The organism is Mycobacterium attenuatum (genome assembly GCF_900566085.1).
GTDB classification, from domain to species: Bacteria; Actinomycetota; Actinomycetes; order Mycobacteriales; family Mycobacteriaceae; genus Mycobacterium; species Mycobacterium attenuatum.
This window is the reverse complement of record NZ_UPHT01000110.1, coordinates 1-19217: the sequence shown is the minus strand read 5'-3', so window position 1 is coordinate 19217 and position 19217 is coordinate 1. Positions and strand designations below refer to the sequence as shown.

24 protein-coding genes and 2 pseudogenes are annotated in these 19217 nt (G+C 60.0%); 22 read left to right on the top strand and 4 right to left on the bottom strand.

Annotated elements, in window-relative coordinates; genetic code table 11:
* Nucleotides 1-328: 328 nt before the first annotated feature.
* The 15 genes and pseudogenes from EET13_RS18335 to EET13_RS18285 all read left to right on the top strand — a co-directional run bounded on the left by EET13_RS18335 (nt 329) and on the right by EET13_RS18285 (nt 10203).
* The gene (locus EET13_RS18335; RefSeq protein WP_122443618.1) at nt 329-739 is read left to right on the top strand and encodes a type II toxin-antitoxin system RelE/ParE family toxin; all 411 of its coding nucleotides are present in this window, start codon (nt 329-331) and stop codon (nt 737-739) included.
* Complete coding sequence (locus tag EET13_RS18330) at nt 736-1044, top strand: helix-turn-helix domain-containing protein (protein ID WP_122443617.1); 309 nt, start codon at nt 736-738, stop codon at nt 1042-1044. The genes EET13_RS18335 and EET13_RS18330 overlap by 4 nt, the downstream gene beginning before the upstream one ends.
* Nucleotides 1045-1356: 312 nt before the next feature.
* A complete protein-coding gene (locus EET13_RS18325) occupies nt 1357-3147 on the top strand; it encodes a hypothetical protein (RefSeq protein ID WP_168991304.1) in 1791 nt (596 codons plus the stop codon).
* A gap of 62 nt (nt 3148-3209) precedes the next feature.
* Nucleotides 3210-3773 (top strand): hypothetical protein, encoded by a 564-nt coding sequence (locus EET13_RS18320; protein ID WP_122443615.1) that lies wholly within the window; start codon nt 3210-3212, stop codon nt 3771-3773.
* 425 nt (nt 3774-4198) lie between these two features.
* Nucleotides 4199-4513, top strand: a complete 315-nt coding sequence (locus EET13_RS32870) for a colicin D domain-containing protein (protein WP_211189094.1) — start codon at nt 4199-4201, stop codon at nt 4511-4513.
* Nucleotides 4514-4538: 25 nt separating this feature from the next.
* Nucleotides 4539-4868: a colicin immunity domain-containing protein gene (locus EET13_RS18310; RefSeq protein WP_122443614.1), complete on the top strand. Its 330-nt coding sequence runs from the start codon at nt 4539-4541 to the stop codon at nt 4866-4868.
* Nucleotides 4869-5002: 134 nt separating this feature from the next.
* A pseudogene (locus EET13_RS30490) lies at nt 5003-5173 on the top strand (hypothetical protein); the annotation flags it as partial.
* Nucleotides 5174-5548: 375 nt separating this feature from the next.
* Entirely contained in the window at nt 5549-6112 is a 564-nt protein-coding gene (locus EET13_RS18305; RefSeq protein ID WP_122443613.1) for a hypothetical protein, read from the top strand.
* A 225-nt stretch (nt 6113-6337) separates the two neighbouring features.
* Entirely contained in the window at nt 6338-6649 is a 312-nt protein-coding gene (locus EET13_RS18300) for a hypothetical protein (RefSeq protein ID WP_122443647.1), read from the top strand.
* Nucleotides 6646-6900 (top strand): hypothetical protein, encoded by a 255-nt coding sequence (locus EET13_RS29935; protein ID WP_136623191.1) that lies wholly within the window; start codon nt 6646-6648, stop codon nt 6898-6900. The genes EET13_RS18300 and EET13_RS29935 overlap by 4 nt, the downstream gene beginning before the upstream one ends.
* 31 nt (nt 6901-6931) lie before the next feature.
* Entirely contained in the window at nt 6932-7354 is a 423-nt protein-coding gene (locus tag EET13_RS18295; protein WP_122443612.1) for a hypothetical protein, read from the top strand.
* Nucleotides 7355-7356: 2 nt separating this feature from the next.
* A complete protein-coding gene (locus tag EET13_RS32865; RefSeq protein WP_425294256.1) occupies nt 7357-7755 on the top strand; it encodes a replication initiator in 399 nt (132 codons plus the stop codon).
* The gene (locus tag EET13_RS31635; RefSeq protein ID WP_425294254.1) at nt 7721-8185 is read left to right on the top strand and encodes a replication initiator; all 465 of its coding nucleotides are present in this window, start codon (nt 7721-7723) and stop codon (nt 8183-8185) included. The genes EET13_RS32865 and EET13_RS31635 overlap by 35 nt, the downstream gene beginning before the upstream one ends.
* The gene (locus EET13_RS31630) at nt 8182-8823 is read left to right on the top strand and encodes a replication initiator (protein ID WP_244603985.1); all 642 of its coding nucleotides are present in this window, start codon (nt 8182-8184) and stop codon (nt 8821-8823) included. Before EET13_RS31635 ends, EET13_RS31630 begins: the two co-directional genes overlap by 4 nt.
* 366 nt (nt 8824-9189) lie before the next feature.
* Entirely contained in the window at nt 9190-10203 is a 1014-nt protein-coding gene (locus EET13_RS18285; protein WP_244603984.1) for a site-specific integrase, read from the top strand.
* Here EET13_RS18285 and EET13_RS32860 read toward each other — a convergent pair.
* Nucleotides 10135-10362, bottom strand: a complete 228-nt coding sequence (locus EET13_RS32860) for an integrase core domain-containing protein (protein ID WP_425294255.1) — start codon at nt 10360-10362, stop codon at nt 10135-10137. The genes EET13_RS18285 and EET13_RS32860 overlap by 69 nt on opposite strands.
* A gap of 71 nt (nt 10363-10433) precedes the next feature.
* The gene (locus EET13_RS18275; protein ID WP_122443610.1) at nt 10434-11732 is read right to left on the bottom strand and encodes an IS256 family transposase; all 1299 of its coding nucleotides are present in this window, start codon (nt 11730-11732) and stop codon (nt 10434-10436) included.
* A 160-nt stretch (nt 11733-11892) separates the two neighbouring features.
* Between EET13_RS18275 and EET13_RS18270 the strand changes: the two genes are divergently transcribed.
* On the top strand, nt 11893-12390 hold the full coding sequence (locus tag EET13_RS18270) for a hypothetical protein (protein WP_122443609.1): 498 nt from the start codon (nt 11893-11895) through the stop codon (nt 12388-12390).
* 118 nt (nt 12391-12508) lie between these two features.
* Here EET13_RS18270 and EET13_RS30485 read toward each other — a convergent pair whose 3' ends face one another.
* Both EET13_RS30485 and EET13_RS18265 read right to left on the bottom strand, forming a co-directional pair.
* Nucleotides 12509-12655, bottom strand: a complete 147-nt coding sequence (locus tag EET13_RS30485) for a hypothetical protein (RefSeq protein WP_168991303.1) — start codon at nt 12653-12655, stop codon at nt 12509-12511.
* Between the two features lie 35 nt (nt 12656-12690).
* The gene (locus tag EET13_RS18265) at nt 12691-13083 is read right to left on the bottom strand and encodes a hypothetical protein (protein WP_136623190.1); all 393 of its coding nucleotides are present in this window, start codon (nt 13081-13083) and stop codon (nt 12691-12693) included.
* 599 nt (nt 13084-13682) lie between these two features.
* Between EET13_RS18265 and EET13_RS18260 the strand changes: the two genes are divergently transcribed.
* The 6 genes and pseudogenes from EET13_RS18260 to EET13_RS18230 all read left to right on the top strand — a co-directional run.
* On the top strand, nt 13683-14294 hold the full coding sequence (locus EET13_RS18260) for a hypothetical protein (RefSeq protein WP_136623189.1): 612 nt from the start codon (nt 13683-13685) through the stop codon (nt 14292-14294).
* A 3-nt stretch (nt 14295-14297) separates the two neighbouring features.
* Entirely contained in the window at nt 14298-14711 is a 414-nt protein-coding gene (locus tag EET13_RS29930) for a hypothetical protein (RefSeq protein ID WP_136623188.1), read from the top strand.
* 654 nt (nt 14712-15365) lie between these two features.
* Complete coding sequence (locus EET13_RS18250; RefSeq protein WP_244603983.1) at nt 15366-15707, top strand: hypothetical protein; 342 nt, start codon at nt 15366-15368, stop codon at nt 15705-15707.
* A gap of 44 nt (nt 15708-15751) precedes the next feature.
* Entirely contained in the window at nt 15752-16912 is a 1161-nt protein-coding gene (locus EET13_RS18245) for an MAB_1171c family putative transporter (RefSeq protein WP_136623187.1), read from the top strand.
* Nucleotides 16913-16926: 14 nt separating this feature from the next.
* On the top strand, nt 16927-18309 hold the full coding sequence (locus tag EET13_RS18240) for a cytochrome P450 (protein WP_122443604.1): 1383 nt from the start codon (nt 16927-16929) through the stop codon (nt 18307-18309).
* Between the two features lie 425 nt (nt 18310-18734).
* A pseudogene (locus tag EET13_RS18230) lies at nt 18735-18974 on the top strand (transposase); the annotation flags it as partial.
* Between the last annotated feature and the right edge of the window lie 243 nt (nt 18975-19217).

Here is a 19217-nt window from a genome sequence, read left to right as displayed (position 1 = left end):
CGCCGAATCGCGCGCCCTTGGATTTTTATGGCGACATCAGCGACTGATTGCCGGGCCGGCCGGCGCCGAGCGAGGAACGACCGGCGCCGGCAAGCAGCCCGGTCGGCGCGCTTACGTTCCACTTGATACCAGGAAGTAGCGGTAGCGAATTTTCCCAGGTCGCGTGCGGTTTCCGCGGCCAAGGCCGCGATGGGTGACGTTCATGAACGCGCAGGTCGTTCAGCATCGTGCATGACGTGTGGTCCCTGAGTGGTCCCAGCACGACCTCCCCCGACGCCTCCGGGAATCATCTCTAGCTGATATCAGTTAACGCTGATAGTATCCGGTTGTGCGGAAATGGGAGGTCGATCTGACCCTCATTGAAGCGTGGATCGACACCCTCGATGACGAGGAATACGACAACGTGATTGCGGCTCTTGAGCAATTGGAGGAACACGGACCGGTCACGCGCCGACCGTTCGTAGACACCCTCGAAGGATCAGAGCACCCGAACATGAAGGAGCTTCGACCTCGCGCCACGAAAGGCGGAGCCCACATACGAGTGCTGTTCGCCTTCGACATCCAGTCCCGGGCGATCATGCTCGTCGCCGGGGACAAGGCAGGAAATTGGACGAAGTGGTATGCGACGAACATCCCCATCGCCGATCGCCTGTTCACCGAACACCAAGAGAAGCTAAAGAAGGAGGCTGAAGCGGCCAAAGCCGCCAAGCCGCAGACAAGAAAGGGGAAGAAACGATGACCACGCTTGATGACCTTCGACGTCGCCGTCCGGGCAACCGTGCCCGCATCGACGCAATCAAGGACGAGATGGATCGCGAAGTTGCGCAGTACCGTCTCCGTGAGCTGCGCGAAGACGCTGGTTATACCCAGACCTCCCTCGCAGCAGCCATCGGCGTCGGACAGAACCGCGTTTCCCAGATGGAGCACGGCAATCTGGGCACCAGCCGGGTCGACACCCTCCGCAAGTACGTCGAGGCCACAGGCGGCGAGCTGGAGGTCGTGGTGAAGCGCCCCGACGGGTCTCGCGTCCTGCTGAGCCTCTAGCATCCAATGGCCCAGAGTCGAATCAGAGATTCCCCGACGATCCGCTTGCCATCAGACAACAGCGGAACATCGCTTTCTTCGGTGAAGTGCCCCGGCATTTCCGGAACTCCGGAATCGCCGGGGGGCGGTTCACACTTACGCAAGTAAGTCGGAGGTGTGCGGTAGAAGTCGGATGTGACGTTCTTGGCATGGCTATAGCGACACTTGCACTCTTTGACGCTGCGGCGCAAACACTCGGGTTCTCCTGAGGCGATGGGCGTTGAGCCGTTGCCGGACGACCGCCGCAGTGGTGAGTTCAGTTCGGCGTGGTCGATGTTCGACGAGGCGACCGATGCAATGCGGGCCATGGCGAGCGCATGGAACGAACTCGTTGGCAGCGAGTTGTTCAGAAGTTCCGTCTACGTCGACGACGACGGGATGGGCTGCCTCGACGTCTTGGTTGACGAATACGAGGAGCACCGACTTGAAAGCCTAGAGCGAGCAGCTGGTCAGTTCGTCGATGCGTTGTTGGGGTGCGCGAGGGCAGCTGTGCTCGCCGCCGAGCACTGCGTCTCCAGACCGTTGCGGTCACCGGGCGGCGAGCACCTTCCTCGGTTCCTGCTTTTCGGCACGGTGTCTGAGTTCCTCGATTTCGTCGAGTCAGGTGCGCTGGCGGGTTTGAGGCCCGACCAGATCCAGCTAATCGAGCAATTCCAGCCCTACTATCGATCGCGCGTCGACGATGATCCCCATCAGTCCATGCAGCCCGTGCTGACACGCTTGTTCAATCTCGCCGCTTTGCGTGAGCGGAACACCAGCCCTGTCGTATCGTTCTGGGCGCATTCCGCCTGCCCCATGGTGGAGGCGGACCCACCCGTGGTAGTGACAGAGTTGGAGTGCTTGCCCGACGGGGTTCTCGTCGATTGGCATCGAGTCGCTACCTTTCGCACACCGCCAGGTGCCAGTGGTATTCGGGCCAACCCCAACATCGCATTTGATCCCATCCTCAACGTCGAACCCTGGCCCGATGACCCCGACGGCAACATTGACGTGCAGTGTCACGGACTCTTGCGAGTGGTCGAGGAACTCATCCGCGCCTTCGAACGCTCGGTTGGTTTACGGCCACCATTGACCGAGGGTCACTTTCGGCTGGTCCCGCTCGAAGACGATCCGCTGTGGGCGCGTGTGGATATCAGCGAAACCCCGGACATCGAAGCGGGTTTGCGCAATTCTGACCTTGGTCTAGCGACGTATCGCGCCGGAGACGACTTCATCATGCTGGTCCAGCGTCCGGACGGGATTTACGGCCGCATTGTGCCCATGGCCAAGCCGCTGGACCAACAGCTGGAACGTGGCACGGCGGCCGAGGATGCGAGCCGCGATTCAGCATCCCGTTGGGGTTTATCGGACTTTGTCTTCCACCCCGAGACAGTCCAGCGCGACAATGCCGTACGAGAAGTCGGCGATGGAACCATTGTGTGCGGTGATCGCGGCCTCGCCGTCCAAGTCAAAGCAAGGACCGAACCGACCGACCACGCCGACCGCGAACGGGCATGGATGTCCAAGAAGGCCAAGGAGGGGGCACGTCAGGCCGGCGGGTCGGTTCGGACAGTTCAGCGTGCCCCGATCTCCCATGTAAACGCCCGGGGGCGCTCAATCATCAACGGCAACATCATTGAATGGGTTGGTGTCGTCATCATGGACCACGACAATCCCCCCGATACCGTGTCGGCATATGAACAGAGCGTGACTATCCCGTATGTCGTTGTCCTTCGAAGGGAATGGGATTTCTTTTTCGATCAACTTCGGTCCACCACGGCCGTCGTTGACTACCTGCACCGGATCGTCGGCGACCACATCGCACCTGGCGAACATGTCGCCACTTACTATGAGTTGGCCTTGGCCGATGAACAGACTCCACCCGATCTGGCAGGATCACGAATCCCTGCCTCGCTTGGTGATCCCGCCCTCCGTACGTCCCATCCGGTGTTGCCGATTAAACCAGCCAGTGCAGCAGACGAATACGGAGCACGGATGTACCGTCAGATGCTCGAGGATATTGCGCGCAGCCCCTGGGATCGCGGGGAATCGGAGCGCGGGTGGTTCATCCTGACGGATCAGTGACAGTGTTTAAGGGGGACCTTCATCAATTCTTGCCATATATTGGTAGGTAAAGGGGTTAAGCGATGAATGCAGCTTCGGTTACAGCAATTATCGATTTCGAGGTCTACCTGCTGATGACGATGAAGCTCAGGATGTCCATGGCGAACAAGGAAGCTCAACTAGAAGCCAAGCTGGCCGAACGCGGGTTCTCCATCGACGACGGCGAACGGATACATCAGCGAGTGACTGAAGTTCTCGCTGACGAAGCCTCCCGGTTCGAGAACATTACGAAGCTGCTGGGCATTGCAGACCAGGAATCCAGGTCACTGACGTACAGCAGCATATTGTGGCCGGGATTTGACTTCAATGCGATCGCTAGTGAAGACAGACGGCTTGAGTCGGCTCGGTATTGGCACACGAGGCGCGATTCGCCAAGTGGCGCCTTCCCGACCGAGCTGCACACTTGGAGCGTGGACGTCACCGAGTTCGCGGAGCAGTTTGGGCCGGTGACCATTCGCGGCAAGTGGCCTCTGTTCGACAAAATTCTCCCCGCATACGAGGAGTACGAATTCTCGTGGAACGGAGAGCGTTACGGTGCCCGATTCATCTGGGGGTTGTTTTTGTCTTCTTCGATCTACTGGGACTGAGGTTGCCAAGAGTGTGATCGGAAAGTTGCGCAAGAATACGAATTTTCGATGTCCTATCGAGTGAAGCGTTGTGCCCCGGCGCCATCGGTTCCACCACTGGTGCCGCCGTTCGAAGAAATGACAAAGGAGCAGGCGCTTCAATCGTGGGACCCTGGTCAAGGACAAAGCTAGCTACGCAACCGGGTGCGATCCTCCAAAAATCGTCGGTCCACTTCCGCCTGGCCCCTACAGCTCCTGCATGAGGGAGTTTGGTGAGCTAAACACACGAGAGGCGGCCCTTCGAGCACGGCTAGGACAATTAAGCATACCCATAACAGATTCAACCCGCCCCACCCCCCGCCCAGCCGGGTACGCCAGGTGTCCAACCACAGCCACGTGCGCCCGGCACGCAGGAACCACCTGGGGCGGCGGGAAAAAGCCCGCCCTTGATTGACGAAGTCCCCTTGCAAACCGACCTTCGTCAAATAGAGGAAAAGTATTCTCAGCATGCGGCAGAGTTCGGTGTCACCGATCCCCGGGGCCGCGCTGGCTTTGACAATTTCGACAGAGCGTTAACGCAGTTCGTAGATGACCCTACAACGATGCACATCCAAGGCACCTTCCGTGGCCAGCCTGCCATCCTGAACTATAATCCGGACTCCGCATTGTGTGTAATCCAAAAGCCCGATGGAACGTTTGTATCAGGTTGGAAGTTAAGCCCTGAACCGGCTCATAACATAGTAACCAGAGAATCATTGTGAACAAGGAGAAATTAGGTGGTAATTGATGTCATCTGATGGCAGAGCAGCCGCGAGAAAGTCGACCAAGTACAGGGGGCTGATCTCCAGTTTCATCAGCGGTCAGATATCGGCTCAGGAATTTAAATCCTCTTACCTGAAGATGTTTCAGAACGACCAGGATTACAGTCTCGACGAAGACGAGTTTGATATACTTGAAACGTTGTTCACGGACGCTGATGATTACAGTGCGAATTCCGAATACCGTGAGTACGTCCGCGCCAAGGATCCCGAATTTCGTAAATACGTGCACGCGTTCGATGAGGAGGAATTACGGGACCGTGCGCGTGAGGCATACCGAAAACTTTACGAAGCATAACCGCCAAGATCGCCATCCCGCGGACGGGCAAGCTCAGGTTGGCCCTCAACTGGATCAGGGCTCGACGCCGACGTGAGGGCGCATGACGCACGCAAGCCAGGGGCGAAACGGCGCTCCCTCGACTGCCTGCTCACATGCGGTGGGTGGTGCTGGTGGACAAGCGCCAGCTCGCAGTGGTGTTGCTGAAGAATGAGCTACCGGTCGCTTCCGCGACCGAAACGTTGGAGGCGCACGGTGATGTCAACTATGAAAACCAGCCGGTTGACGCAGTAGAGCGGTTGCGTCGGCTTTTGGCTGACCAGGCGTAGAAACTCGGTCCAGGCGTCGACGTATGGATGAAGCTGGTGGACTACAAGCCCGAGTATTGTCGATCAGGCCACGCAAATTGGTAGAGAAGCTTCGGTTCTCGCCCCCGGCACGAGGTCAGATGCAATTGCGGACAAGGTGTCCGGCTTACACCTTGATCAGGAACAGGCTGCGGAGGCGGCCGATATCGCAGCGGAAACTGCGTTCGGTGAAGCTGCGGGAATTGCCAACCTGCCCAATGGAGCAAGGGTGGTGCTCCCGGTAAGGGTAGATCAAGGAATAGCACTGATGGTCCACCCGGACGGATCGGTTACAGTATTTAGGGGGGACCTTCATCAATTCTTGCCCTACCTTGGTGGATGAATGGATACACAATGAATAGAGCTTCGGTTACCGCCATAGTCGATTTTGAGCTGTACTTGCTGATGACGATGAAGCTGAGAATCAGGATGTCACACCAAGAAGGTCAACTAAAAGCTAAGCTGGCTGAACAGGGGTTTTCCGTCGACGACGGAGAACGGATACACGAGCGGGTGGCCGAAGCCCTTGGCGACGAAGCCTCCTATTTCGGAAATATGCGGAAGCTGCTGGGTATTGCGGATCAGAACGCCACATCACTGCAGCACAGCAGCGTATTGTGGCCGGGATTTGACTTCAATGCGATCGGTAGTGAAGACGGACTGCTTGAGTCGGCGCGGTATTGGCACACGGGGCGCGATTCGATTACCGCCGATTCCCCAATCGGGCTGCCTATCTGGAGCATGGACGTCACCGAATTCACGGAGCAGTTTGGCCCTATGAGAGGCGGCCGCCAGTGGTCCCCGTTCGACAAACTTCTTCCCGCATACGAGGAGTACGAATTCCCTTGGCGCGGAGAGAGTTACGGTGCGGGATTCAGTTGGGGACTGTTCATGTTTGCGGCGAAGTCGTGGGACTGAGCTTGCCAAGGTGGCGAAATATCCGCGCGTCAAGCAAGAGTTTGCAGTCCTTGATGTCCCTTCTCCTGAAGCGTTGCGGGCCGTCGCCGTCCAGGTGGGCCGGCAGGATCGGAGGCCGCCGGAAGCCCTGCGCTGCGGGGGATTGGTTATGATGCAAAGCCGCCCGCAGAGGTCATGGTCCGGCGGTGGTATCCGCGTGGGACTGAGATTCAGGGAGGGGCGCGCATTACGTACGCAGCCAGGGACGAAATGACGCTCCCCGAACTGCCTGCCCAGATGCGGTGGGTGGTGCTGGTCGACAAGCGCCAGCTGGCGGTACTGCTGTTGGAGAATGAGGTACCGGTCGCTTCTGCGGCGGCGACGTTGGAGGCGCGCGGTGATGTCGACTATGAGAACCAGCCGGTCGATGCGGTGCAGCGGTTATGTCGGCGTTTGGCTGATCAGGCGTTGCATCAGTGGGGTTTCATGCATGGTCTCAAGCAGAAACTCGGGCCAGGTGTTGATGTGCGGATGAAGCTGGTGGATTGGAACCAGTGAACTATCTGGGGGGCCTCGGACCCCCGCCCCCGTCGAGGTGGTTGGTCGGGTTGGTCGGTTCTCCCGCAGTGATGACTGCGGCTAATGGCACTCCGGTACCTCCGCGCGAGGTGTCGCCAGCCGCTACGGACCCGCTTTCAAGGCTCTTGTTCGACCGCTTCGCCTACGACAGCGACTCGATTCTGGAAGTGCTGCGCGACACGACGGCCACGATGCTGGCCCGAGCCCAACGGTTGCGCGGCCCGCTGTAATCGGCCCACCCGCGCCGAACCCCATATCGTTTTGCTGGTCGATGAGTTGGCCACCCTGATCGCCTACGCTGATCGCAAACAACGCGCCGAAGTCGACCAACTTCTCGGATTGTGGTTGGCACAAGGCCGGGCGGTCGGGGTCAGTGTCATCGCCGCCGTGCAAGACCCGTCTAAAGACGTGGTGGCTCTGCGCCAGTTGTTTCCGGTCCGGGTGGGGCTGCGCATGACCGAGGCCACCCAAACCGCGATGATCCTCTCCACCTCGGCACATCAGCAGGGCGCACGCTGCGAAGAAATTCCCGACACCACGCCGGGCGTGGGTTATGTGCTCACCGAAGGCAACACCGCCGTAGCGCGGGTGCGGGCGTTTCATGTCACTGACAGCGATATCGCTTGGCTGGCTGCCAATTTCGCGCCACCGGCTTGTCGCGGCAACAACCAGGGGCACCGGTGAGCATGCTCGCATCGACCTCGCTGACCGACTGGTTGGCACCGGGTTCCCCGGCCATCGATCAGGCGATCCGCCGCGCCTCCTCACCCGGCCACGAGTCATGGTGGCAGCGCTGCGCGGCGGTGGGGTTTTGCGCCAACCCTGTTCAGGCCAGCGCTTGTGATCCCGACCTCGGTCGGCGGGTGGCGGTGATGATCCGCTGCGGCAACCGCCGGGCGGCGATCTGCCCGTCGTGTTCGGATTTGTATGCCGCCGACACTTGGCAGCTGGTCCACGCTGGCACCCAGGGCGGCCACCACGGTATGCCCGAAACCACCGCCCAACCGGCCGCAAGTCTTCGCCACCCTAACCGCCCCCAGTTTCGGCGCGGTGCACACCAGCAGCAGCCGACCAGGACTGGCTGATACGGTGTGCCACTCGGCTAGTAACGGCAAGAGTCACTGTCCGCATGGGAAAGCCTTATGGTGCAACGCGATCCACGCCAGCGACGCCCCCGAGGTCGGACAGCCGCTGAGCCCGGACTGCTATGACTACACCGGGCATGTGTTGTTCAACTGGCACGCGCCGGAACTGTGGCGGCGCTTCACTATTGCACTGCGCCGGGCACTGGCGGCCCACCTGCGCCGTATCGGAATCGACCCCAACGCTGTGCGAGTGTCGTTCGTCAAAGTCGCCGAATATCAACGTCGCGCCGTCGTGCACTACCACACCATTATCCGGCTCGACCCACCCAACAATGACGACAGCAGCACCGGCGCATCCGACGCCAAAGTGTCAGCAATTGAACTGGCCCGCTGGTGCGCCAAGCCGCCAACCAGGTACGGCTCCCCGTGACAGTGGATGCAGCGGCCGGCGCCGCCGCAACAGCATCGGAGTCCGAGGCGCGCATGCTGCGATTCGGTAGCCAAATCGACACCCAGCCCCTCAACGATATCGATGACACCGGCAAGCCCGGATTGGTCCGGCGGGTGGCGGCGTATTTGGCTAAAGCTAAGTACACCACCAAGTCGGTCGCCGAATTCGGCATCGCCGCCCGCCGTATGAGCCCTGCCGCCATCGCCGAGCTGGACATCCCGGCCCATACCCGCCGCATCCTGTCCACCCTGGTCAACCTAGCGACACTACCCGCAAACACCGCAATGGCCGGCTGGCTGCATACTCTGGGCTATCGCAGGCACATTACCAGCAAATCGCGGTGCTACTCGATCACCATGACCGCGCTGCGCGCCGCCCGTCGTCACTGGCGGATCCACCGCGCTGACCAACCGGAACACGTTGACGTCCAACATAATTCCCATGACCAGGAAGACTGGTCAAACAGCGCGTGCGAACTGAGCGACTGGCGCATTGATGGGGTCGGGCACCGCAACGACGGCGAACGGCTGCTAGTCCATACCGCGGCATTGCGTGCCCGCGAGTACCGATACTTGGCCCGCTTGGATGCCAGCCAGAACAGCGGAGCAAGTCCATGAAGCGGACTCGTGCTGGAAGGTGCCGATTGATTCGGAATCGATCCATTTACAGGGGAATCGGGGTGGGTGCGTCTCTGCCAAAGCGTGATTGGGCCGTACGTACGCACATTGAGCGAGAACAGGAAGTAGACGGATGACGGCAATATCAGTGGTTCGACTGGGCACCAGGGCTGTAGCCGAATACTTGGGAGGATTACCTGAGTCGACGCTCAGGTATTGGCGTTACATGGGCACTGGCCCGCGCAGCTATCGCCTTGGCCGACATACGTTTTACGACATCGTCGACCTGAATGCGTGGGTGGAGGCAGAAGCTGCCAAGACAGAGCGCGGGGGACTGGCGTAATAACGGATTCGTACCACGGATTTGTGCGGTATTGTCGCCTCATAATTACCAGACATCAGCGAGCCGGCATTGACGACCGATGGCACAAGAAGGTCAAGGGCTCGGATGGAAAGGTCCGCAAGGAACGTTGCGCCGTCTACGGCAAGGTCACGCGCTGGCGAGTGCGGTGGGTTGATGGTAGCGGCAGGGAGCACGCACGAGTCTTCGAGCGCCGGCCGGACGCTCAGGCATATCTGGACGGCCTGACGGGGGACATTCAACGCGGCGCGTACGTCGACCCTCGGAAGAGCGCTGAGACGTTCGGATCGGTCGCTGAACAGTGGTTCGCTACTAAGGGGCATCGAAAACCCAAGACTGTCGCGGGTTACCGGTCCATCCTGGACACCCTTGCGCTGCCGAAGTGGGCGGAGGTGCCACTGAAACAGATTGACTACCAGGCCTACTCAACGTGGCTCGGCGGTTTGGCTGTGGACGGCTCACAGCGCGGCACCGCACTCTCGGCTAGTCGGATCACGCAGGCTCATCAGCTCGTCGGCGCCGTGCTTAAGTACGCGCAACGGACCGGGAAGATTGCTAGAAACGTGGCGGCGGAGATCAAGCGGTCCGAAGATTTGCCAATGGCGGCGGAGCGGGAGCGGCGATACTTGAACCACGCCGAGCTGCTCCAGCTCGCGAAGGCGACCGAGCGATTCGAGACGCTGACCCTGGTTCTCGGCTACTGCGGACTGCGCTTCGGTGAGGCTGCCGCACTGCGGCGCAAGCATGTGGGCGACCGGGACCTGCTCGTCCGCTCATCGGCCACTTACGTGACCGGCAGAGGCATTGTCGAATCGACAACCAAGACAAACCGTGCACGCCACGTTCCCATCCCAGGGCCGGTATGGAACCGGCTGCAACCAGAGTTGCCGAGCGATCCAAACACACTCGTGTTTCCAAGCCTGGGGTTCCCCCGAAAAAGTGGACACGGGTTAACTTGCTTCCGTGGTGGCAGTCAGCGCGCGCTCGTAGTCCATAGGTGCGCGCATCCCGATCGCTGAATGCCTTCGTTGATTATTGTAGAAATTCATCCAATTATCAACTGCTGCAATAAGTTCCACTTTCGTTGCAAAGGTGTGTCGGTAGTAGCATTCGTGCTTGAAGGTCGACCACAGCGATTCTGCACCGGCATTGTCCCAGCAGATGCCGGTGGCTCCCATCGAGCGGCGCAGTCCATGGGTGGCGAGGATGTCCCGAGTTCCGTGGAACTTCGGTGGCGGTCCGGTGAGCACTAGGCCGCGCTCACTTGGTCATTGTGTACGACGGGTCCGACAGGTTCGGCGAACTCGCGTTCGAGGGCTGCTCGGAGCGACGGTAGGTGCAGGTGGCCGTTGACGCGGCGGAACTGCTTGCCGGCCTCGACCATGCCGGCGGCGCACCAGCGCAGCGCCATCTGCCCGTCACGCCACCGCTTGACGTTGCCGGCGTGCTCACGGCATACCGAGATCATCGACTCGATGCAGTTCGTCGAGCGCAGCGTGCGGGCCAGGGTGGGCGTCACACCCAACCGCAAGACCGTGAGGGTCTCGTCCAGGCCCTCGCGCAGGCTCGCCGCCGCGCCCGGGTGAGTTCGGTCGAGCTCTTTGGCCAGCGCGAGCAGCGCGGCCTCGGCCTCGAGCGCCGATCCGGCGTGGTAGGCGTCGGTCATCTTGCGGCCTACACTGGACCGAAGGCGGTGCGGCAGAGAATCTTTGACGTTTCTGACCTTATGAATTTGGCAGCGTTGGACGACCGAACGGTCGAGCACGTCAACCACGGCCTTGCGCAGCGCCTTGGACCCGTCGAGGCCCACCAACATCGGGCGGGTGACGTCCAGGCCTCGCTCCCGCAGATCGACCAGCAGATCGGTAACCAGCGTGGCGTTCTCCGTGGAGCCCTCCACCAACGCCAACGGATGCTTGACTCCGTCGATGCCGATACCGAGCGCCACGATGCAGCACGACTCGGCGAAGTGCACCCCATCGATCATCAACGCCACCAGATCCAACCCGGACAGATCGGCCGACAGCAGCTCGGCCAGAGCGGTTTCGGTCATCGCCACGAACCGCCGCGACACCGCAGACTTGCTTGTCGCCGAGGCCTTCTCGCTGATCTGCTCACCGACCGGCTCCAGCCCGACCGGGTAGTGCCGCGTCGACAGCCCGGCCAGCATCTTCTCCATCGCCAGCTTGCCCAAGATCTCCGTGGAGCTGAACAGCTCATACGAGGCGACCGGCCGCTCGCCCGTCCGGTTGGCGGCACGCACCCGCGGCCGGGTCACCGGCACCCGACGCCCACCCAGGGTCACCGACCCGCGCTCGTGGCCGTGGCGCACCGCGGTCCGCGCTCCGTCATGCTGGCCCTTCGGGCCGGCCAACGCGGTCACGTCGGCCTCCATCAACGCCGCCATCACCTGCAGGCCCGCGCCCACGGCCAACGCCAACAAGCCCTCTTGCATGTTCTCGGCGATCTCGGCCATCGCCACACTGACCCGCTCTGGAACCGCCGACGCGCTCACATCGACGGACTGAATCTGGCTACTCTTCTTCATGGTGGTCCCCTTGCTGTTGGTGTGTCTTGGCGGACGCCCGACACCTACCACAGGCAGGTCTCGAGCGGGGGGACCGCCACCTCAACTTCTACGAGACCCGGGACAACCTCGGTGGCGCATCAACCCGTTGCTTGATCTGCCGCTGAAACCATACGCGGGCATGGATAAGAACAAACTATGGGAAATGTTCATCTGGCGACTCGCCGAAACCGAGACGAAATGGATTCTGCGGGACGAACAGTCCTGGGCCAATCCGCCGGAACGCAACACCATGGACGCGGCCACCCTACAGATTCTGTCCGACGATGAAGCTGACGCCGCGCACGCCGAACGGTTGGCGTGGTGGAAAGAGAACCAAGAAGCACCACTGCGCCCTGGCGACCCGGCCGCTGCGGTGAGTGTGTGGCTGTGGCGCAACGGACTACACGATCAAGCGGTCGACACCTTCGCCTATATCTGGCGAACAGTGCGCCACCACCAGGAATCCAGCCCAGAGCACCGAGGTATCCCATGGACAGCAGAGAACGCCTTGGAGGGCTTCCGCATCGCAGCCTACCGCGATTGGGACGACGCCGACCAAGCCGAATTCACCACACTGTTCCGCGAGCGTCACGTGAACCCCGAAATCGAATGCGGGCTAGAAAATCTCACCGATTAACGAATTCTGTACGGGTTGCAACTCTTTCCCCCAGACAAAGGCAGCTCACCACCCCCCGCTGCCAGAGACTCCCGGCCACTGCCAGTGGGGATTAGGGGCAGCTTCGGGAACCCGAGGCTTACTCGTCAGATACGCTCCGCACATCACGCTCGTCGAGGGAAACCGTTTCGCCGTCTTCTTCGACAAGTTCGTCGATGCGGGCGATGAGCGGATCAAGGGATGCAGCTCTCACACGGACACGCATGACATCGGAGACATTTTCCATCACCGCAGCATATTTCGCGCCTGGGCGAGCCCGCTTTACGCCGGGACTACCAGTATGTCGTTGAGTAGCGCGTTGGCGGTGTCACAGATTTGTTGCAGGCAGTAACGTACTTCGTCACTGACAGTGAAATCTTTTGGTGGCCAGCGCAGTTCATTCCATCCCCTGGTCAGGCCAACCGAAAGCTGGCTGCCAGCACGGTTGTTCAGTCGCACAACGTACCCAGTCTCCTCAGCGATTGTGGCGTCGTGAATGTTCAGCTCAAGGCCAGGATCGCCGATGAGCGCACCAGCGCTAAGTGCCCGATGGACCAATTCTGACGAGGTCGATCTCGCGGAGGTATCGGTTGGGTCTGGCAGGTGGTGTGGCAGCTCATCGCTTTCGTCAGCAACCCAGGCCGCGAAAGCGTTCTCGTCGATGCTGAACGGCACGGGGGCGCCGTGAGCAGTGACCGCAAAGGCCGGAGCACCGTATGGGACACGGGGCGTGGTGGTAGCGGTGAGCATATCGTCTCCAATCTCCGATAAAGGCCTGTTCAGGTTGGTGGCCCCCGGGGCGGCCCAGCGTTTGACGCAACACCTCCAACGACGCCCAACTGCTTCGTCGATGGTGTCCTCAGAAACCTAGGCCGCAGAGAGTAAACAAGCAACAAAAGTCAATAAAATAAGTATGAATTACGCGATACTACGTAGGGTCGCGAGTCCGCTAGCTTGAGGCTAAAACTGGTGATGGTTACTCTTAGGTTTACCGTTCTACGGCCAAGACGGCACCCGTCGGCAACGGCACCCGAGGGGCCTTCGTCCATGAGGCTAGACGTCGGGCTAGCCGATGACAGGCAGGGGACAGGTCTCAGCAGGTCAAGTAACAGATACCCGTGAACCCTAGATCGAACTCTGCAAGATCACACTGCGATGCTAGTTTTGTTCACTGCTGTTTGATCCGTGTTTCCAATGGAGTGTGGAGTGGCCTTATGACAGGACATCGGGAACACTTCGGGGTGCAAGTATCGCAGCGGCGCCGGAACCTCGGAATGACGCTGGCTGAGGTCAACCGCAACGGCGGGCCTACCGCGCCCACGCTCGCCAAGGCGGAAGCGGGAGAACTTGAGGACCCACGGCCGAGCACTCTGTCGAAATTCGACGTCGGACTTCGTTGGTTACCCGGTAGTGCAGCCAACACCTACTGGGGCGGCGATGAGCCCAAACCCCGGGAGCACATCGGTAAGCGCGCGGTGCTGGAACCTACAGACGGCACCGTGGGGTTGCCCCTTGAGCGCATTCTGGCGATGATGACAACCCAGACGCAACTCAATGATGTGCTTGATGACCACAGCGTCGAACCCATTCCGTCCGGTGAAATCCGACCCATCGTTGACACCCTCAATCAGCATCTGAGCGCCATCGTCGGACATTATGTAACGGATTTACTCGAACGAAACCACACCAAGGGCCACCAGTCCATGCAGCCGCTACTGGAATACGCGTTCGCTGAGTTGCTCTCGGCACCTGTCTCGGCGGACGATCCCGAGAGGGTTGACAAGCTGTACAGGCGGTGGCTGTTGGGCTACTCAGAAAGCATCGACACTGAACTTGAGGCGTCATTTCGGCGGCGACTGCGACGCCGCAACCCGAGAAGGATCTGACAAATGACTGACATCAGCGACCCCACCCTGACGTTTGCGGTCAAACTTGACAGGCTGTTCAACGTATGTCGGTCACGAGATCAACCGGAGCAGTCAGCCGAGGAAGTAGCCAGATCGGTGAGCCACATCATCGGTCGCTCCGTTACTGGCAGCCAAATCAGCGCCCTACGACATGAGAGCGCCCCCACTCCCGAGCAAGACATTGCTCGCGGGCTGGCCACACATTTTGGCGTGTCCGCTGAGTACCTGACTTCAGCAGGTGCCCACGCAGAGCATGTGGACAAGCAACTTCGCCTACTCGCCGCCGCCCGCGACGCCGGTGTCAAGCGTCTATCTCTGCGAGGTGAGCCAGCAATTGACACTCTAGGCAATATCGTTTGTGATGATCAATTAAGTGCCCCCACGACCGCTGAGTAGCCTCAGCGCATTCCACGGGACTGCGTGCGAAGCGAGAGCACAGTTAGGTGCGCTAGACGGGCCCCGCACGTGAATCCAAGCTGTCAGTCAAGCTCAACAAACTTCTCCAGGCCATACGCAACCCATCTGAGCCGCTGCTGTCCAACACCGTCCCCGCCGCCGAGGCCATCACCAAACAGACCGGGGTGTCGCGATCAGCTCGGCCTACATATGGCAGCTGCACAGTAGGATCAAGACCAACCCAACCGCGCAGCTTCTACGGGCTGTCGCCGAATTCTTCGGCGTCTCCCCGTCCTACCTGATCGACCCGCAAATCGACGCCCAACCCAACCTCCTGCAAGCCTTACGTGACAGCGGGGCGGGGTGCGTGACCTGGCCCTGCGCGTCTTAGGATTGGAGCCGGAAGCGATCAACAGCTTGGCGGTCACCGTCGCATGAGATGCGAAAACTTCAGCGGCTACCTGCGACCGCTCCGCAAGGTGAGGAAATTTGATGGCAGTGCCTAACGCCGAGCTACTCGCTCTAGCGCGTACGCTGCACATCCCTGTTCCTTGGAATAGAGATGTCTTTATTGAGAATCTCGCCTCTCAAAGAGGTAGGCCCATCCGGCTACTCCCCACCGATACCTCAGCGTTCACGGAAGGTCCCTGCGGTGTGTGGTTAATCCGCGACGACGACGACGTCATCCTTTACGACGCTGAAACTTCGGACTATCACATCGATCAAATCGTTTGCCACGAAATCGGGCACATGGTGTTAGGGCACGGTCTAGCACAGGAAACCGGTACTGATAGAACACTTAATTCCGACGCGTGGCTCAAAGTGTTACCTGACATCGACCTGGCGACCGTGAATGCCGTATTAAGACGAACGGCCTACGCCAGCGACCAGGAACGAGACGCCGAAATATTCGCTTCCGTGCTGATGATCGCCGCCGCTGAAGCCAACGAGCGTTCATCGGTGATGATGCGTAGCGCCTTCTTCGGCCGCCAATGACCTCCACCGTCCCAGGCATCATCGCGTGGCCCGTAATCACGCTTATGGCGATCCTTCTCTCCGCGCGCTTCCGGTGGTGTAGGGCCAACCTCTACGACACCTACTACAACAATCTGATGGCATTCGTACTGCTGGCCCAGCTCTTGCGTGAGCGCAAAGTAGAAGGCCTTTTGTCCAAAAGCGCCTTGATGACTGTCACCACCGCCCAGCAACTAGCTTTCGCTGCAATGATTTTCGCCTCCACCGAATTCATCGGATTCACGATGTTATGGACTAGGCACTCGCCGGTCGAAACGCGCCGAGATCACGGTTATTATCGTCTGGCAGCAGTCATTTTGTGCATGGCATACCTGGTCGCGGCTACCCGTGCCCGCGTTGCCGGTCAAACCCTTGAAGTCTCCGGCGGCTGGGACGCGATCTGGGCGTGGAGCTTCTATCTGACCATGATTTTCGTGGTGGGGGCTCGGGTAAGTTGGATGTTTGCGGTCGAGTTGAGGAAAACCACCCGCAACCGTGAATTCCTCCTGGCCGTCGGCGGATTACTGCTAGGTGTCGTGGCCGCAGCGGGCTGCTCGGAGGCGCTGGTCTTGGCGGTGACCGACCAGCTTGGCTGGACTAGCACCATCGAGTTTCGGCTGTGGTTTCACGGCTTCGAGTTCTTCTCCATAGCAGTCATCGTCTTTACTCTCGGCGCGGTGCCGCTCGCGGCGAAACTGCTGTCTTACTTCGGAATGGATCGCACTGGTCGCACCTGGAATAGATTGAAGCCTCTGCGGTTAAGCCTGACAGCGGTGGTGCCAGAATGCAGTTTCAACCTTGAACAGGATGACCATCGATTTCAAAAGACCCCCCTGGAATTGCACCAAACCGTTATCGAAATCCGCGACGTTATCTTGCGGCTGCGCCCCTATCTGCGTGAAATAGCTTCACACGAGCTGGCCGGGTTTCTCAAGGCTTACTCCGTGCCAACTCGCGAACACGACGCGGCGACTCACGCCCTGCAGTTGGCTAATGCCGCCAAAGCCAAAGCCGCGGGCGTCACACCAGAGCCCCCTGACATGGCACTAATCCTGCGATCTCGGTCGACAACTCTCGACGAGGAGGTAGCCGAACTATTGAAATTGGCGAAATGGTGGCCGGTCGCCTACGCAACTACCGACCGGTTCACCCTGTCCGCCCCCGAAGTGACCGCCCAGCCTAGGTAAGGGAGCCCGACAGGATGACCACGGACAGCTCAATCCCGACCAGCCAGTTAAACCGCTTTCAGTTTCCTATCATCGCCGATCCGCGAACGCTTGACTTTACTAAACCCGTCCAGGCCGTGACCACCGAACTCCGCAAACTTGGCAGCGGAATGCTTGAGCAGCCCTTCGGCAACCAGCCAGTCATCTTTCTCGCCGACACCGCCCTCATCGACGAAGTCAACGACGAGACCCGCTGGGAAAAACACATTGGCCCCTCGCTGGGCAGGCTACGCTCCGTCCTCGGTGACGGCTTATTCACCGCCTACAACCACGAACCCAACTGGCGCACAGCGCATAACATCTTAATGCCACTCTTCGCCAAAGCAGCCATGAAGCGCTACCACGACAACATGATCGGCGCCATCCGCGAACTCCTCGACACCTGGAACACCAAAAGCGCTGTCCGAGGCTGGCTTACCATCCCCGCCGACACCAACCGACTCACCCTCGAGATCATCGCCCGCACCGCAATGGGCCACTCCTTCAGCAAGCTCAGCAATCCCCGTGAACGCGAAAATCCATTCGTCGCCATGCTGATTCGCGAACTCGCCTACGCCGACCGGCACACCACGGACATCCCCCAGGACAGAAAAAATCAACACAACAAAGACAAGGCCGAGATGCGCCGACAAGTCGCAACAATCATCGAGGCCCGCAACTCCACGCCAGACTCGCACACCGACGTGCTCGACGTCCTACTGCAGCGCACCGACCCCGACACCGGCGAGCAACTCGGCAACGACAACATCATCAACCAGATTCTGACCCTCCTCATCGTCGGCAGCGAAACCTCCGCCAACGCCATCGCCTTTGCCCTGCACCTTTTAGCCACTCACCCCGACATCGCCGCGAAAGCCCGCGCCGAGATCGACGAACGCTGGCCCGATAAAATCTTCCCCAACATCGGTTTCGAGGACGTCGCCACACTGCGGTACCTACGCTGCGTGGTTGACGAAACTTTGCGGCTGTGGCCGGCAGCACCTGGCTACTTCCGTCAGGCCCGCCAAGACACCACCATCGGAAACGGAAAGCATGCCTTCCGCGCCGGAGACTGGGTGTTCGTACACTTAATCGCCGCGCACCGCTGCGATGCCTGGGGCTCTGACGCCGATGAATTCAACCCCGACCGTTTCCTTCCCGAGAATCTACGCAAACTTCCACCTCGTACCTACAAGCCGTTTGGCACCGGCGCCCGCGCTTGCCTTGGTCGCCAATTCGCGCTCCATGAGACCCTTTTGACTCTCGCGGCGGTACTGCATCAATACGACCTCGAACCCCGTCCTGGATATCACCTCTCGGCCTCCGAAGCCATGACACTCAAACCCGTCGATCTGCAACTTCGACTACACCGCCGATAGGTTTTCGACTAGAACGACCACGATCCGGCCAGGCTGGCGAACGCGATGGTTAGGGTTAGACCTGAGTTAGGACATTTGGCTTAGTAAGCCACTTTGACCTGAGTTAGGACATTTGGCTTAGTAAGCCACTTTGATGCCGAGGTGGGCGAGGATTGTCCGCTGGGGCTCAGGCCTGAGTTGGGTCACTTTGGACATTTTCTGAAGGTTGCAATGCGCTGAGCTGGGGTGATGGTTCGGCTTAGTGCACTCGTTAGGCACTAATTTGTGTCGGTAGGCTCGGCTGGTGGTGTGGATTCGGCGGGTGCGCACGGCTTCGGGTGCGACCGCGGTGCAGATCGCCGAATCGGTGGGCAGGGCCTTGACCCCAGGTGTTGGACACGCTGAATCCCGCAAGATTGGCGGGGGAAGCGAGATGATCGACACTGATGGCAAGGAAAAATTATCCGGACGAGTTCAAGCGGGATGCAGTCACGCTGTACCGAGACACTGAGGGTGCGACGATCAGCCAGATCGCCGACGAGTTGGGGGTTAGTGGGGTGACGCTGTCGGCGTGGTGCAAGGCCGCTGGGGTGCCGATTCGGCACTGCAACCCCACCACTGGTGGCGCACCAGTATCGGGCGCGGAGACCCCTGACCAGGAGCTGGCCCGGCTACGAGCCGAGAACAAGACGTTACGGGCCACCGAGGCTCGGTTGTCGACCGAGCGTGACATTCTGCGGTCGGCGGCCAAATATTTCGCCGGGGAGACGAGCTGGTGAGCCGCTTCCAGTTCGTCGCCGACTGGCGAGTCCCCGTTACTGAGTCAACCCGTTTTTAGAGCCGGGTTTGTTTGATTCGGATTCAGTTGATCTCGCAGGCCACCGGGGTATGGGTGTGTCTGCAGGCCGAAGCGTACTCGGCCGGTGTGC